Raw genomic sequence first — 15,481 nt, forward strand, 5'->3', positions numbered from 1 at the left:
TATCTACATACAGAAGTTTCTCTCATCATTATTTCTTTATTTTACTCTTTACCTTGTCTATTAACTCGTCCTCATTCGGTGCAGAGACCGGTCGGTTATTAACGAAGGCAAAGGATTTCTTTCTACCTGGCCCACAATATGATTGACATCCTATATCAATGGTAGCATCCGGATCTACCTTTTTTAAACGAGGAACTAATGTCTTAATATTTGTCGCTTGACAATCGTCACAAATACGAAATTCGTTTGCCATATGAAGCAATCCTTTCTACTTTCAATCACTATACGGTATTGTACCTTCTTCATTTTCACTTTGCAAGTCACGAAAAACCACAGGTAAAGTATGAATCTACTATCCTTTTATTTTATTTGTATAAACTTCACAAAACCTGTCCATACTTCAACTAAGGGAGAGGCTAAAAAACAGAAAAACTTAATTATTTATCCCGCATTGTTGTGACAAGTCATAGATTTATCACCTAGCACAACAAGGCCATATACAAACACTAGTAAAAAATACATAGATAGGAAGTGTTAAAGATGAAGGTTAGACAAGACGCTTGGTCTGAAGAAAATGATTTATTATTGGCTGAAACTGTACTCCGTCATGTACGCGAAGGCAGCACTCAGTTAAATGCGTTTGAAGAGGTTGGTGACATTTTAAACCGGACTGCCTCTGCTTGTGGATTCCGTTGGAATGCTGTTGTTCGCGAACAATATGAAAAAGCACTAGCATTAGCAAAAAAACAACGTAAGCAGCGACTGCGCTCAATGGGTCAAGGTAAACCCGCGAAGAAGCAATTACTATATACACCACCAGAGCCAGCTTTAGTAGAGCCTACTAATATCGTAATAACGGAACCAAAAGCTACTAGTTTACCAATGCAAGCTACACCACAAAATGACGCGCTTTCTCTAGAACATGTCATTCAATTTTTGTCAGGTTTAGGTGGTAATCAATATCAAGCTTCTAGACTTCAGCATGAAAACGAAGCGCTCCGTTTTGAGAATGAACAACTAGCTCGGAAGAATGAAGAGCTTGCACATCAAGTTCAGAAATTAGAACAAGATTCAAAAACCATTGAAGAAGACTATCAAACTTTAATGCAAATAATGAACCGTGCAAGAAAGCTTGTTGTTTTTGAGGAAGAAGAGCGTCCATCTACAAAGTTTAAAATGGACCGAAACGGTAACCTTGAGAAAATTGCAGAGTAATGGAGCGTTATAACGTCTGTTACAACTAGTTACCCTCGTAAATGAGCAGTAACTCCAAAGCAGCCAAAACGGCTGCTTTTTTATTGTTTTTTATCATTCTCATTCACCCGTGCTATAATAGAGAATCGGAAATGTACGTAAGGGAGATATCAATATGTTACAACTAGATTCATTGCTTACTCAACCGAAATGGAGAGTTATTGATCAATCCACACTTGGCTCTTTGTTTGAAGCAAAACAATCCTTTGCCATTGATGATACTCTTTGCGCGTCTGTTGGTAAAAATTCCTCTCCAGCTACTTTGCGATCATGGGTTCATCATCAAACGATCGTTCTCGGTATACAAGATACAAAATTGCCACATCTTCAAGAAGCAGTTTCTTTTTTACACTCAAAAGGCTATCACGTCATCGTTCGAAACTCAGGTGGACTTGCGGTGGTATTAGATCAGGATGTATTAAATTTATCTCTCATTTTTCCTGACACTGAAAAAGGAATTGACATTAACCGTGGATATGACGCGATGGTTGACTTAATTTCATACCTGCTTGCAGAGTACGATGTTACATTCGAAGCGCGAGAGATTGTAGGTTCCTACTGCCCTGGCAGTTATGACTTGAGTATTAATGGCAAAAAGTTTGCCGGCATATCACAGCGAAGACTACGTGGAGGAATTGCTGTTCAAATCTACTTATGTGTAAGTGGGAGCGGCTCTGATCGGGCAGAAATAATTAAACAATTTTATGAAAGAGGTAAAGGAGAAGTACAAACTAAAATTTCTTTCCCAACCATTGTCCCGTCAACAATGGCCTCTTTGTCAGAATTACTTCATGTGAACTTGACCATTCCAACCATCATGTTCTCTGTCCTGACTACCTTAAAAAAACTAGGTGGACAGCTAGAAACCTCACAACTAACGGAGAGCGAGCTGTTCGTATATGAAGAAAATATGAAACGAATGGTAGACCGTAATGAAAAAGCACTCGGAATGTAAAGATTCCAAGTGCTTTTTATTTGGCTCTTTTTTAAAACTTTATTGCTTTCTAACTTTACGATACCGACTGGGCTGCCGTAATTAAAGCAAGCTTATACACATCTTCCTCATTACAACCACGCGATAGATCATTGACCGGCTTATTTAACCCTTGCAGAATAGGTCCGATTGCTTCAAACTTTCCAAGACGCTGGGCAATTTTATATCCGATATTACCTGCTTCAAGACTCGGGAAAATGAACACATTTGCGTCTCCTTTAATCGGTGAATCTGGCGCTTTTTTAGCGGCAACCGATGGCACGAATGCTGCATCAAACTGGAACTCACCATCAACAAGCAAGTTAGGATCGAGTTGCTTCGCTAAGGAAGTCGCTTCCACGACCTTTTCTGTCTCAGGAGAAACCGCAGATCCCTTTGTTGAGAAACTAAGCATCGCCACTCTCGGCTCAAGACCGAAAAGTTCTGCTGTCTTCGCACTTTCAACGGCAATCTCTGCTAAATCCTGGCTGCTTGGTGAAATATTGATTGCACAATCAGCAAAAACATACTTCTCCTCTTCTCTTACCATAATAAAAACTCCAGAAGTTTTCTTTACTCCCGGCTTTGTTTTAATGAGCTGGAGTGCGGGTCTCACTGTATCTGCCGTTGAGTGTGCTGCCCCACTTACTAACCCACCTGCTAATTCCATATGTACAAGCATCGTACCAAAGTAATTTTCATCTAATAAGATTTCACGTGCTTGTTCTTCCGTTGACTTTCCTTTTCTTCTTTCCACAAATGCCTGAACCATCGCATTCATTTCACTATATGTAGCAGGATTGATGATATGTGCGCCTTCTAGAACTACTCCTTGACTCTTAGCTAATTCCTTAATCTGTTCTTCATCACCTAGTAAAATAGGTGTAACCAACCCTTCGCTTGCTAGACGTCCAGCCGCTGCTAATATACGCGAATCGGTCCCCTCAGGAAAAACAATCTTCGTGTTCTTACTTTTTAAAGACTCTTTAATACTTGAAAATAAACTCACAAAATATCCTCCTAAACAAATAACAATCTTTCATAGTCTACCACTTCTACTACCTATATTTCCCTTCTCACATATTTGTAACCTCGAATGTCACAAATTCTCTATATATTCGAGAAGGGTTAACGACCAATGTTGTTGGTCAGACTATGATATAGTAAAATCGTACATAGCTTGTTATAAATTGTTTACATATAAAAGGAGTGTTAGGAATGAGTGAAGCAGCAAAAACATTAGATGGCTGGTATTCTTTACATGATCTTCGTTCCATGAACTGGACAGCTTGGAAAAGCTTATCGGACGAAGAAAGAAATGCGGCAATCTCTGAATTCCAAGGGTTATTAGAAAAATGGGGAGTGGCAGAAAAGGATAATGCGGGTAGTCAAGCGCTTTATACAGTTGTCGGTCAAAAGGCAGACTTTATTCTCATGCTGTTACGTCCAACATTAGAAGAACTAAACCAAATGGAATTAGAATTTAATAAAACCATGCTCGCTGATTTTACAATCCCTACATATTCATATGTTTCTGTAGTCGAGCTTAGCAACTATTTACCTGCTGGTGAAGACCCGTATCAAAACCCGGAAATATTAAAACGACTTTACCCGATTCTTCCACAAGCCAAGCATATCTGTTTCTATCCAATGGACAAGCGCCGTCAAGGTGAAGATAACTGGTATATGCTACCTATGGAAGACCGTCGTAATATGATGAGAAGCCATGGAATGATCGGTAGACAATACGCTGGTAAAGTAAAACAAATTATTACGGGATCTGTTGGATTAGACGACTTTGAATGGGGCGTAACACTATTCGCGGATGATGTCCTTCAGTTCAAAAAGCTAGTTTATGAAATGAGATTCGATGAAGTGAGCGCGAGATTCGGTGAATTCGGATCCTTCTTCGTAGGAAATATCCTACCTTCTGAAAAGCTTCCAGAGTTTCTTTCTATATAATAATTCGTCTAGCTAAACTCCTTACTTTTAAGTAAGGAGTTTTTTGTCATATTCCTTTTTCACACTACATAGTATCAAGTAGCGGATTTAAGAAGTCTTTATATAAGTGATACTGCACCATTTTCATTTCCCGCCCATAAGCTAATAAAGCTTTAAGTGCATGATGAGGAGTGAGAAAATGGCTGTTATTGCTCATACCGAAGAGGATGTAAAGCTTTTAGCCAGGTTAATGCGTGCCGAAGCTGAAGGCGATGGTCAATTGGGGATGTTGATGGTTGGGAATACCGGTGTAAATCGTGCCAGATCAGCTTGCCTTGATTTCAAAAAAATAACCGATATCCGCAAAATGGTGTATCAAAGCCCTGGAGGTTTTGAGGCCACACAAAAGGGCTATTTTTATCAGCGTGCTAGAGATAAAGATATTGAACTAGCTCGTAAGGTTCTTGCAGGACAGAGATACCACCCTGCCGAATTTGCTCTGTGGTTTTTTAAACCATCAGGTAGCTGTCCAGGTCAATGGTACAATCAATGGAATTCAGGAAGACATAAGTCTCACTGTTTCTATAAACCCACGTCTGCTGATTGTCCTGCTGTCTATAGCTAACACAACTAAGAATAGGGAGGTTTTTTCATGGCTCAAAAGTATTCACAGGCAAATCCTTATGCTTATTATGGTAACCAAGTACCTGGTTACAGTAATCAACCTGTTTACAGTACACCAAGTACACCAAGCACACCTTTCAACCCTTACGCACAATTAGGTGGACCTATTTTTCAACCTGGTACTCCAAGTACGGGTGCTCCTAATCCCGCTCAATATGTACCTGGTATGTTACCATTAGAAGAATCCTATATCGAAAACATTCTCCGTTTAAATAAAGGGAAACTAGCAAGAGTGTATATGACGTTTGAAGATAAAGTACAAAAGAAATTTACTGGCATCGTAGAAGCTGCCGGACGTGACCATATTATCTTAAGTGACCCGCAAACAGGAATGCGATACTTATTATTAATGGTTTACTTAGATTATGTAACATTTGATGAGGAGCTTGCTTACGAATATCCTGGTTACACGCCTGGGACACCTTTAACGGCTTATCCTCCTAGATGATCTTAACGATTTGCTATTGATCCGGTTGGATCTACTGTATAAAAATAAGCGGAAGTGCCTTATGAGCACTCCCGCTTTTTGGTTTCTACAGATATCGTAAAGCCCCAACCGCTACTAACACCCACGCTATTAAAAAGGCTAATCCCCCAAGAGGTGTGATGGGACCAAAGAATTTTATTCCTGTTGTACTAAGCGCATATAAACTTCCTGAGAAAAATAAGATACCGATAAACATGATCCAACCAGCCCATGTAAAGGACGTTGCATTTGGAAACTTATCCACTAAAAAGGCGATGAAAAGTAAGCCAAGTGCATGGAAGATGTGATACAAAACACCTGTTTTCCATACCTCTACCATACGTTCTGAAATCTTTCCTTCAAGTCCGTGAGCTCCAAATGCACCCAGCGCTACAGCAATAAATGCATTAATACTTCCTAATAAAATGAACAATTTCATCTTCTTCACCTAATTCCCTAAGATTCTTCTACCATCATAATTGATTTTTTGTAAAAAAACCAATGAATAGCCATGTTATAATAAGGCTGTAAGAGGTACTTGCAAGAAAAAGATTTAAACCGGCAAGTAAACTCTGAGAAGTCGCAAGAAAAAATGAGAAACCTGCAAGAATACATGCTGGACTTGCAAGAAAAACGAAAAATTAGCAAGAAAGCCGTTTCAATGGTTATAAACAAACAAAGAAAGGAAGAGTGTCATTGTATACCTACACCATCCAGCCAATTAGTGATGATGCGATACTCATCCAATTTTCAGAAGAACAGGAAGAGCTTCTTACCTACATACATACGTTTACTCAGCACTTACTAAATAGAAAAGTAGCTGGCATAAGAGATATCGTTCCCGCATTTACTTCTATTGCCGTATACTACGACCCCATTCAACTTACCTATCAAGACCTACTTTCACAACTTAGATCATCACTACAGGAACAAGAGCTACACATTACTCGTGAGACTACCCATGTAGAAGTGCCTATTTGCTATGATCCTGAATTTGGGTTTGATTTAGAGGACATTGCTAAACAGCATCATCTATCTATAGAAGAAGTAATTACGATTCATCGTAAAAGCGTCTACACCGTAGCGATTATGGGGTTCTTGCCCGGCTTTCCATATATGACTGGGCTTCCGGAAAGGATTTGGACACCGCGTAAAGCTACACCGAGGACTCACGTTCCTAAGGGCGCCGTTGGAATTGGGGGAAGCTACACCGGTATTTACTCTTTGCCGTCTCCAGGTGGGTGGAATATTATCGGACAGACTCCCCTCACATTATTTGACCGTTCAAAAGACAATCCATTCGTCTTTCAGCCGGGTGATCAAGTTACGTTCTTCCCCATTACTAAGAAGGAATTTGAACAATTATCAAGAGGAGGACAATCATGAAGCAAATTGATATAAATTGTGATTTAGGTGAAGGATTTGGCCTTTATACGATTGGACAGGATGAGGAGTTATTAAGCTACATCTCTTCTGCCAATATTGCGTGCGGATTTCATGCAGGAGATCCTCACATTATGAACAAAACAGTGGCATTCGCCAAACAAAAAGGGGTTAGTGTCGGGGCCCATCCAGGTTTTTACGATTTACACGGCTTTGGCCGACGTCCATTCCACTTAAGTGCTGATGAAATTATAGATATTATGCTGTATCAACTTGGTGCTTTAAAAGCCTTCTGTACCAAACATGAAGTACCATTAGTCCATGTAAAACCTCATGGTGCCCTCTATAATATTGCAGCCAAAGAACCCTATGTAGCGAAAGCAATTGTCAGCGCAGTGAAACAGTTTGACCCCACTCTTATTGTGTATGGGCTAGCGAATAGTGAACTAATCCAAGCCTGTGTAGAAGAAAATATCCCGTATGCGATTGAAGCTTTTATCGACCGGACTTATCAGGATGATGGCTCTTTAACACCAAGACAATTGGAGGGGTCTACACTTCACTCTATTGATGAGTGTATTCAACAAGCTTTATCTATCGTGTTGAAGCAAAAAGTGACAACGATTACTGGAAATTCCATTCCACTTGAGGTGGATACACTTTGCATTCATGGTGATCATCAAGGATCCGTCGACCTTGCTCGTGCTCTTCGAGAGGAACTAGCCACACATAATGTCATAGTCAGATCTCTAGAGGTTAGTATATGAGTAAAGCTCTTTTTCAAGTAAACAACAAAGGGTTAGCCACTAGCTTTCAAGATACTGGTCGATATGGGTATCAACGTTTTGGGGTTGTCGCTTCTGGGGCAATGGATATGGAGGCAATGACGTGGGCAAATCAATTAGTCGGTAACCCCGCTTCATGGGCCTGCATGGAAATTTGTCTAGTAGGTCCTTCTCTCACCTTTCTTGCTGATGTAACATTCTCCATTTGTGGAGCTAATCTGTCTCCTTCCTTAAACGATCAACCCATTCAAGGTTGGAGAACCTATAAGGCAACAACAGGTGACAAACTAACGTTTGGAAAACAAGTGAATGGGAATTATGCGTATCTAGCCGTAAGTGGAGGATATGAGAGTGAAAGTGTGATGGGAAGTCAATCCACTTATTCTAAAGCTGGTCTTGGAACAGATATAATAAGCGGAGATACGATCTACGGAAATCCCAAACAGCTTCCTATGAACAGAGGGTTAACAACTGAACTCGTTCCTTTTTATCATGAACAGATCCATGTTCGCTATATTCCAGGACCACATTTAGATAACATACACGAAGATTCTCTAAAAGGATTTGAAAACCAAGTATTTACCTTTTGGAAAGGAGATCGAATGGGGTATCGTTTAAAAGGAGTTACACCTATTCAAACAAAGGATGATGCAACCCTTTCTTCTAATCCAATCCCACTCGGAGGCATTCAAATTCCTCCAGATGGTCATCCAATTGTTCTTCTAGCTGACCGCCAAACAACAGGTGGATACCCTAGAATCGGAACGGTCATTTCCACTGATTTATCTAAATTGGTGCAGCTTCCGATGAGAAAAGGGTCAGTCCAATTCAAATCTATCACGATTGAAGAGGCTCAAGAGCTATATATGGCTAGATATAAGCAACATAAAATCTATTCCTATATTTAATCCCCCTACATTAATAGGGGGATTTGACTTGGCATTATCTGCTTTGTAAATATATTTGTAAAGCTTCTCTCATTTCTTGAGAGCTTTGGCCATCTTCCACACGAAGATCATAATGATCTCCATCTAGTCTTCCCTCGAATTCTTTGAAGCCTTGGACTTTTAGGAAGTCATTGACGTCTGTAATGTCCTCCGATTGTGTAAGCAACACTTTATGCCCAACGAATTCTCCATTTACGTAGACATCATAACGATCGTGGTTCATTTTCATATCAGGGGTATCTACCCCATTACTAAATATCACTGTGTTATAAGGAGTACCGTTTGCACCTGTAGAGTTAAATAACAACATTAACATCACCTCCCACTTATACTCCGTACCATCATTTTTCTCTTTAGTAAATTGAAATATAGATGGTAACTTTTACGAGAGGTAAGATTATCTTTTGATCTTTTCTAAAATTTGTTACTTCTTAGTTTATCAGAAGCCCAAGCAATAGCAATTTAAAAATCAAAGAGGGAATCGCCGTTTCCTTCATCGTCTGTTTCTATGTTTTTTTTAGGCTGAGTTAGTAAAGAATGAGTAGGAGTAGACAAGATCTTTTCAGTCTGTACCGGTTGCTCTTGCAACACTACTTCACATAACGACCTGATCACGAGAAGATGCTCACGTAACCGCGCTTCATCAGCATGTTCAGCCGCCCCTAACTCTTGTCCCATCTTGGCTAAAATTTGTTTTACTGGTATATTCATCATTATTCACAACCTTTATTTACAATTACCTTTAAGAATTACTTAATCGTATCTTATCATACTTTAATTATCAATGAACATGGAGGCAAATATGAACCAGACATGGTGGAAAGAAGCAGTTGTTTACCAAGTATATTGGCGTAGTTTCTATGACACAAATGGTGATGGTTATGGTGACTTAAAAGGAGTCATTGAAAAGCTTGATTACATAAAAAGACTTGGCGTGGATGTTATCTGGTTAAACCCATGTTATGAATCACCTGATAGAGATAATGGATATGATATATCTGATTACTATGGTGTGATGGAAAAGGCCGGTAATATAGACATTTGGGAAGAATTATTAAAAGAAGTACATGACCGTGGGATGAAACTAATCATGGATTTAGTCGTGAATCATACATCTGACCAACATCCATGGTTCCAAGAATCGCGTTCATCTAAAGACAATCCGAAACGAGACTGGTACATTTGGAAGGATCCTGTAGATGGGAAAGAGCCTAATAATTGGCGCTCTTATTTTACTCCTTCAACGTGGGAGCTAGATAAAAAAACGAATCAGTACTACTTCCACTCCTTTGCAGTCGAACAACCGGACCTAAACTGGAAAAACGAAGAAGTTCGTGAAGAGATTTATCGTATGATGCGTTATTGGCTTGATAAAGGTATTGACGGTTTCCGAATGGATGTTATTAACCTTTTAGCCAAAATAGAAGATTATCCGAATGCAGCCAAGCCAGAGCATATCAATTATTTAGGAAACAACCCTGGTATTCACGAATACTTGCAAGAAATGCACGAAAAGGTACTACGTCATTATGACATTTTCACAGTAGGTGAAATTCCGTTTGTTACACCAGAGGATGGACTGCTGTATGTAGGAGAAGACCGAAAAGAATTACATACCCTCTTTCATTTTCAAGTTGCGGACGATATGCCATCTTGGGACATGCTTAGGTATAAAGAAATTCAACAAACCTGGTATGACGGTCTCTTTGGGAAAGGCTGGAATTCACAGTTTTTAAATAACCATGATCACACAAGACAGGTCACCCGTTACGGAAATGACAAGGAATATCGAATTGAATCTGCTAAGTTGTTAGGGACGATGGTCCATACCATGCCAGGAATGCCTTATATTTTTCAAGGTGAGGAAATTGGGATGACAGGTGTCCGTTTTTCCTCCATTGAAGATTATAACGATATCGCAATGAAAAATAAGTATAAGGAATTAGTAGAAAATGGTGGAGATCCTGAGAAGGTATTTGAAAGTCTGTTACCATTAAGCCGTGATAATTCTAGAACGCCCATGCAGTGGAATGATTCTGGACACGCTGGTTTTACTACAGGAACTCCATGGATAAAGCTAAATCCAAATTATAAAGAGATTAATGTGGAAGCCGCACTAAAGGATCCACATTCGGTGTTTTATTATTATCAAAAGCTGATACAACTTCGAAAAGAACACCCAGTCATGGTATACGGAAACTTCACTGATTTTTCAAAAGGTCATGAAACCATATATGCCTACACCCGCGAACTTGAAAATGAAACTTGGCTTATCGTATTAAATCATTCGGATGAAAATGGTCAATTTGAAATACCAAATGACTTATCTGATAAAAAAATGAAACCGATTCTCCACAATTATGATACGATGATGATAGATGATCATAAAATAGAGCTCAAGCCGCATGAGGCAATGATTTTGGAGTTGCAGTTAAAGGAGTAAAGTAAGCGTATGAGTATGAAATCTTTTCTAGAAGAAGCAAAGCTAGTCATCTTTGATTTAGACGGAACTATTTATGAGGATACTGATCACTTTGACTATTACGGAGACTTATTAAAAGCTCAGCTAACAGAAGAGGATCAGGTCCACTTTCAACGTGATTACGAGGCGATGAAGGCTGGTCATCATATTGTGAAGATTGGTAAAGCCTATGACGTTGAAAGAGATTATGTGCTAACACTTGATCCAATGACATTAGAGATCACAGAGGTACATAACTGGGTTGGTGAAGCAATTTCTCAAGAAGAAGTACACACACTTTACCCAGAACCACTTCAATTTAATTTTGAAAATATGATTGCCATTGGAGATGGCTGGTGGCTACCCTTTGTCGCTGCCAAGCATTATGGTGTAAAGGATACGTATACAAGCTACAACAAAACAAAAGAATACATGGTAACAGAGGACTTTCAGTTAACAAAGACACCTGGCTTAAAGGATGCACTAGTAGAACTGAAGGAATCCAAGAAGCTTGTTCTATGCACGAATAGTGATATTGATGACGTAGGCCGGCTATTGAAGGAGCTTGAACTCGACCTCATTTTCGAGCACATTTTACCTTCTTCGATGAAGCCAACAAATACCGAAGCCCATTTTAAAAAGCTGCTCACACAATATGAAGTTCAACCACATGAAGTAGTATCAATTGGTGATAACTTTATTAATGAAGTGGCACCAGCATTAAAGCTTGGTATGAAGGCCATATACATTCATCCATCTCATCAAAGCGAGGACAAGGAACAATTATTAGTTCTACCTACTTTATCAAATGCGTGGGCATAATTTTTAGCAGTGGGTTTTCTATTTTGAAATCCACTGCTTTCCATTTCGGCCGAGCAACTCTCTTGCTTTTTCATCATAGAACGCCAAAAAGATATAGTATACAAATAACAAACGAGTACGGATGTGAATATAAATGCGATATACAAAAGCAATCCCTAATATGGTGACACTTGGAAACTTATTTTGCGGTTTTCTCTCAATCGGCTTTGCAGCTAGCGGCGAGTTTAAAAATGCAGCCATCCTTATTTTAATTGGAATGATGTTAGACAGTATGGACGGACGCCTAGCAAGAATGCTTAATGCCGATAGTACACTAGGCAAGGAACTTGACTCTTTAGCTGACATTGTAACATTCGGGGTCGCCCCCTCTTTTCTGATCTACTACACCTACTTTTTTAAGTTTGAACTTTTAGGGTTAGCCATTGCCGGTTTATTTCCGTTGTTTGGCGCCTATCGATTAGCCAGGTTTAATATCACACCGAGTAAATCTTCTCTGCACTATTTCGTCGGAGTCCCGATTACCGCTGCAGGTGGGATACTCGCTCTACTAACTCTATTTGGTGGAATGTTGCCACAGCTCGTGACGACCGTTGTCTTTACAGCGCTTTGCTTTTTAATGGTCAGTCGCATCCGGATACCAAGTTTAAAAGAAGTACCACTACCTAAATACGGTACCATTGTGACGTTGTTTCTAGGCTGTATTGTGTATTTAATCTATAGAGGTACTTATGAGAAATTTCCTTACCTCATATACATAGCAGCTCCTGTTTATGTGGCCTATTTAGCTTATCTATTTATAAAAGTGAAGAAAAAATAGAGGTTACAAAACAGTTGACTCAAGGCATTTATGCTTTGAGTTTTTTTATTTAGCTATAATTGTTAGTACTGCTGTTTTAAATAAAAAAGTTATTTTTTATTATAAAAACATCAAAAACTAATCCTACACAACAACAAAACACGAACATTTTTTATTTACAACAATAAAAAGTTCGTTTATAATCAGAATTGGCTTTATAAAAAGATTTCATTTCATTCGTATATTCTTAGAGTTATGGTCTAAGAGTTTCTACTAGGATCCGTTAATTCCTAACTACGAATGGGTAGGATCCGTCTACCCATTTATAGTTAGGATTTTTTTGGTTACATTAAAATATTAGTGCCATCACTTTACCTATCAACTATTTTCTAAGGAGTGTAGATTATGGATAATGTATTTGATTACGAGGATATTCAGTTAATTCCCGCAAAATGTGTGGTAAACAGCCGTTCTGAATGCGATACAACTGTGACACTAGGAGGACGTCAATTCAAACTTCCTGTCGTACCAGCCAATATGCAAACAATCATTGATGAAAAAATCGCTCTTTATCTGGCTGAACATAATTACTTTTACATTATGCATCGCTTTGAGCCGGAAAAACGTCTTGGTTTTGTAAAGGAAATGCAGGCAAAAGGCTTATACGCTTCTATCAGTGTTGGGGTAAAGGATGAAGAATATCAATTTGTGGAAGATCTTGCGAAGGCAGAGCTTACCCCTGAATACATTACAATTGACATCGCGCATGGTCACTCTAATGCGGTAATCAGAATGATTCAACACATTAAAAAGCACTTACCAAAGAGCTTTGTCATCGCTGGTAACGTCGGGACACCTGAAGCTGTAAGAGAGCTTGAGAATGCAGGTGCTGACGCAACGAAAGTTGGAATTGGTCCCGGTAAAGTCTGTATCACCAAAATTAAAACAGGATTTGGCACTGGCGGCTGGCAGTTAGCAGCACTTCGTTGGTGTGCCAAAGCCGCAAGCAAACCAATTATTGCAGATGGCGGAATTCGTACACACGGTGACATTGCGAAATCTGTTCGTTTCGGTGCAACAATGGTGATGATTGGTTCTCTTTTCGCCGGACATGAAGAATCGCCAGGGGAAACAGTTGAGAAAGACGGAAAGCTATTTAAAGAATATTTTGGTTCTGCTTCTGAATTCCAAAAAGGTGAGAAGAAGAATGTAGAAGGCAAAAAGATGCACGTAGAATATAAGGGTGCATTACAAGATACATTAACGGAAATGGAACAAGACCTACAGTCATCTATCTCCTATGCCGGTGGAACGACACTAGACGCTATTCGCCACGTTGATTATGTAGTTGTAAAGAACTCTATATTCAATGGTGATAAAGTATATTAATCATTAAATGATAAGACCTACTTAATCTACTGATTGAGTAGGTTTTTTAAATGAATGCATTCCTCATCCTATTGTTGATGGCCCTAAACTGTACTAAACTAATTAAAAAGGCTCTTTTCGTATAGATTGTTGCTTTCGTAGAAATCCCTAAGACCGGATTTTCACTCGGTAGTACAGTGCTTTATATAGAGCCAGTTGCTCTTTTAGAATTAATTTGAAAAGCAACAAAGTTTTAGAAAAGAGCCTTAAAAAAGAGCCAAGTTTTAAGAGGATATTATGATGAAAAGATATAAGTTGAAAAATAAGTTTAGAGGCTTCAATAAAGGAACACCATTTTATTTAATTGCTGAATCTGAATTTATAGGTGTGAAGGAATTTGTGTTACGAACGGAAGACTTGTTAATTAGAATTTCAATCAATGAAAAAGAGTTACTGGAGAATTTTTATCTACTTAAATAGTTGATCTAGAGAAAACGAGTACACAGCATACTCAACCAAGTTATTGGCAAGATTGAAAGTATAGAAGACTGAGCAATTAAAACTCAGATTGTAAGGAAAGGAAGTGTGACAATATGGATTTCGCTACGGTCATGCAAGAACTTGAAGCACTCGGTAAAGAAAGGACGAAAAAAGTATATATATCCAATGGTGCTCATGAGCCTCTTTTTGGAGTGGCAACAGGTGCGATGAAGCCCATTGCAAGAAAGATAAAAATAAACCAACCTTTAGCTGAAGAGCTATATGCTACCGGAAACTACGACGCTATGTATTTTGCTGGCATTATCGCAGATCCAAAAGCGATGACTGAATCGGATTATAACCGTTGGATGGATGATGCGTATTTTTATATGCTGTCAGATTATGTAGTGGCCGTTACGTTGGCAGAATCAGATATCGCACAAGACGTTGCCGACCAATGGATCGCAAGCGGTGAAGAGTTAAGAATGTCGGCGGGCTGGAGTTGTTATTGCTGGCTATTAGGAAACAGAAAAGACCATGAATTTTCCGAAAGCAAGATGTCCCAGTTTCTTGATCAAGTGAAAACTACCATACATGATTCTCCAGAGCGGACAAAGTACTCTATGAATAATTTTTTATACACCGTGGGGACTTCCTTTAAGCCACTTCATGAAAAAGCAGTAGAAACAGCAAAAGAAGTAGGAATAGTAGAGCTGAAACGAGACAATAAAAAAAGCAGCTTTCTAAACGCATATGAAAGCATTCAAAAAGAGGTTGAAAGAGATAGAATAGGGTTTAAACGCAAATATGTAAGATGTTAAATGATGAGTTAATGTAAATTCTGTGCTTACAACAATGGTACCAGTTAGATCCCCTCCAATAAGGAGGGGATTGTTTTAGGTCGTCAGTCTCCCCATCTATTTTGCTGGCTTCTTTTCAAATTTCATACAAGGACTACCTGATGAACGCTGAACAGCAACAGAAGGCATCTGAGACGTTTTAAAATTAAACGCTTTACAGCCTCTTGGAAAGTTTTGATCCCAGGTCGTGTAGAAATATTTGCACTGAAAGCAGTTAATACGTTGTGACATAATCCCCAATCCTTTTTAAAAAATTCCACG

General features: G+C 39.0%; 20 protein-coding genes and 1 riboswitch. Of the genes, 14 read left to right on the forward strand and 6 right to left on the reverse strand.

What is annotated here, in order from left to right; all coding sequences use genetic code 11:
- Nucleotides 1-28: 28 nt before the first annotated feature.
- On the reverse strand, nucleotides 29-253 hold the full coding sequence (locus LT143_RS13650) for a YuzB family protein (RefSeq protein WP_246943775.1): 225 nt from the start codon (nucleotides 251-253) through the stop codon (nucleotides 29-31).
- A 287-nt stretch (nucleotides 254-540) separates the two neighbouring features.
- On the opposite strand from LT143_RS13650, the gene LT143_RS13655 reads away from it, so the two are divergent.
- On the forward strand, nucleotides 541-1,215 hold the full coding sequence (locus LT143_RS13655) for an RsfA family transcriptional regulator (protein ID WP_246943776.1): 675 nt from the start codon (nucleotides 541-543) through the stop codon (nucleotides 1,213-1,215).
- A 154-nt stretch (nucleotides 1,216-1,369) separates the two neighbouring features.
- A complete protein-coding gene (lipL, locus tag LT143_RS13660) occupies nucleotides 1,370-2,209 on the forward strand; it encodes an octanoyl-[GcvH]:protein N-octanoyltransferase (protein ID WP_246943777.1) in 840 nt (279 codons plus the stop codon).
- Between the two features lie 55 nt (nucleotides 2,210-2,264).
- Here the strand turns inward: lipL and pta are convergent, their stop codons facing one another.
- A complete protein-coding gene (gene pta / locus LT143_RS13665) occupies nucleotides 2,265-3,236 on the reverse strand; it encodes a phosphate acetyltransferase (protein WP_246943778.1) in 972 nt (323 codons plus the stop codon).
- Between the two features lie 209 nt (nucleotides 3,237-3,445).
- Here pta and hemQ point away from each other — a divergent pair, with 209 nt between their 5' ends.
- From hemQ to gerQ, 3 genes are all read left to right on the forward strand, one after another.
- Complete coding sequence (gene hemQ / locus LT143_RS13670) at nucleotides 3,446-4,189, forward strand: hydrogen peroxide-dependent heme synthase (protein WP_246943779.1); 744 nt, start codon at nucleotides 3,446-3,448, stop codon at nucleotides 4,187-4,189.
- 178 nt (nucleotides 4,190-4,367) lie between these two features.
- Nucleotides 4,368-4,793: a cell wall hydrolase gene (locus tag LT143_RS13675; RefSeq protein WP_246943780.1), complete on the forward strand. Its 426-nt coding sequence runs from the start codon at nucleotides 4,368-4,370 to the stop codon at nucleotides 4,791-4,793.
- Between the two features lie 27 nt (nucleotides 4,794-4,820).
- Nucleotides 4,821-5,300: a spore coat protein GerQ gene (gerQ, locus tag LT143_RS13680; protein WP_246943781.1), complete on the forward strand. Its 480-nt coding sequence runs from the start codon at nucleotides 4,821-4,823 to the stop codon at nucleotides 5,298-5,300.
- 85 nt (nucleotides 5,301-5,385) lie between these two features.
- Here gerQ and LT143_RS13685 read toward each other — a convergent pair whose 3' ends face one another.
- Nucleotides 5,386-5,757, reverse strand: coding sequence for a DUF423 domain-containing protein (locus LT143_RS13685; protein WP_246943782.1), 372 nt, complete (start codon nucleotides 5,755-5,757; stop codon nucleotides 5,386-5,388).
- Nucleotides 5,758-6,014: 257 nt separating this feature from the next.
- On the opposite strand from LT143_RS13685, the gene pxpB reads away from it, so the two are divergent.
- The 3 genes from pxpB to LT143_RS13700 are packed head-to-tail and all read left to right on the forward strand — an operon-like array spanning nucleotide 6,015 to nucleotide 8,394.
- Nucleotides 6,015-6,704, forward strand: coding sequence for a 5-oxoprolinase subunit PxpB (gene pxpB / locus LT143_RS13690; protein WP_246943783.1), 690 nt, complete (start codon nucleotides 6,015-6,017; stop codon nucleotides 6,702-6,704).
- Complete coding sequence (locus tag LT143_RS13695) at nucleotides 6,701-7,468, forward strand: 5-oxoprolinase subunit PxpA (RefSeq protein ID WP_246943784.1); 768 nt, start codon at nucleotides 6,701-6,703, stop codon at nucleotides 7,466-7,468. The genes pxpB and LT143_RS13695 overlap by 4 nt, the downstream gene beginning before the upstream one ends.
- Nucleotides 7,465-8,394, forward strand: a complete 930-nt coding sequence (locus LT143_RS13700) for a 5-oxoprolinase subunit C family protein (RefSeq protein ID WP_246943785.1) — start codon at nucleotides 7,465-7,467, stop codon at nucleotides 8,392-8,394. Before LT143_RS13695 ends, LT143_RS13700 begins: the two co-directional genes overlap by 4 nt.
- Before the next feature lie 34 nt (nucleotides 8,395-8,428).
- Here the strand turns inward: LT143_RS13700 and LT143_RS13705 are convergent, their stop codons facing one another.
- Together LT143_RS13705 and LT143_RS13710 are read right to left on the reverse strand one after the other, a co-directional pair.
- On the reverse strand, nucleotides 8,429-8,743 hold the full coding sequence (locus LT143_RS13705; RefSeq protein WP_246943786.1) for a hypothetical protein: 315 nt from the start codon (nucleotides 8,741-8,743) through the stop codon (nucleotides 8,429-8,431).
- 152 nt (nucleotides 8,744-8,895) lie between these two features.
- Nucleotides 8,896-9,144 carry a YwdI family protein gene (locus tag LT143_RS13710; RefSeq protein ID WP_246943787.1) on the reverse strand — a complete coding sequence of 83 codons (249 nt, stop codon included), beginning with the start codon at nucleotides 9,142-9,144 and terminating at the stop codon, nucleotides 8,896-8,898.
- 91 nt (nucleotides 9,145-9,235) lie between these two features.
- On the opposite strand from LT143_RS13710, the gene LT143_RS13715 reads away from it, so the two are divergent.
- The 6 genes from LT143_RS13715 (at nucleotide 9,236) to LT143_RS13740 (ending at nucleotide 15,181) form a co-directional block, all read left to right on the forward strand.
- Complete coding sequence (locus LT143_RS13715) at nucleotides 9,236-10,876, forward strand: glycoside hydrolase family 13 protein (protein WP_246943788.1); 1,641 nt, start codon at nucleotides 9,236-9,238, stop codon at nucleotides 10,874-10,876.
- Between the two features lie 9 nt (nucleotides 10,877-10,885).
- On the forward strand, nucleotides 10,886-11,716 hold the full coding sequence (locus LT143_RS13720; protein ID WP_246943789.1) for an HAD family hydrolase: 831 nt from the start codon (nucleotides 10,886-10,888) through the stop codon (nucleotides 11,714-11,716).
- A gap of 133 nt (nucleotides 11,717-11,849) precedes the next feature.
- Nucleotides 11,850-12,533, forward strand: a complete 684-nt coding sequence (gene pssA / locus LT143_RS13725) for a CDP-diacylglycerol--serine O-phosphatidyltransferase (protein ID WP_246943790.1) — start codon at nucleotides 11,850-11,852, stop codon at nucleotides 12,531-12,533.
- Nucleotides 12,534-12,729: 196 nt separating this feature from the next.
- A riboswitch (purine riboswitch) is annotated at nucleotides 12,730-12,829 on the forward strand.
- 88 nt (nucleotides 12,830-12,917) lie between these two features.
- Entirely contained in the window at nucleotides 12,918-13,901 is a 984-nt protein-coding gene (gene guaC / locus LT143_RS13730) for a GMP reductase (protein WP_246943791.1), read from the forward strand.
- Between the two features lie 279 nt (nucleotides 13,902-14,180).
- Complete coding sequence (locus tag LT143_RS13735; protein WP_246943792.1) at nucleotides 14,181-14,360, forward strand: hypothetical protein; 180 nt, start codon at nucleotides 14,181-14,183, stop codon at nucleotides 14,358-14,360.
- Nucleotides 14,361-14,473: 113 nt separating this feature from the next.
- Nucleotides 14,474-15,181, forward strand: coding sequence for a DNA alkylation repair protein (locus LT143_RS13740; RefSeq protein ID WP_246943793.1), 708 nt, complete (start codon nucleotides 14,474-14,476; stop codon nucleotides 15,179-15,181).
- A gap of 96 nt (nucleotides 15,182-15,277) precedes the next feature.
- Here the strand turns inward: LT143_RS13740 and LT143_RS13745 are convergent, their stop codons facing one another.
- Nucleotides 15,278-15,451, reverse strand: a complete 174-nt coding sequence (locus tag LT143_RS13745) for a uracil-DNA glycosylase (RefSeq protein WP_246943794.1) — start codon at nucleotides 15,449-15,451, stop codon at nucleotides 15,278-15,280.
- Nucleotides 15,452-15,481 lie beyond the last annotated feature (30 nt).

Origin of the sequence: Bacillus pinisoli, from assembly GCF_023036475.1 — a bacterium.
Classification (GTDB): Bacteria; Bacillota; Bacilli; order Bacillales; family SA4; genus Bacillus_BS; species Bacillus_BS pinisoli.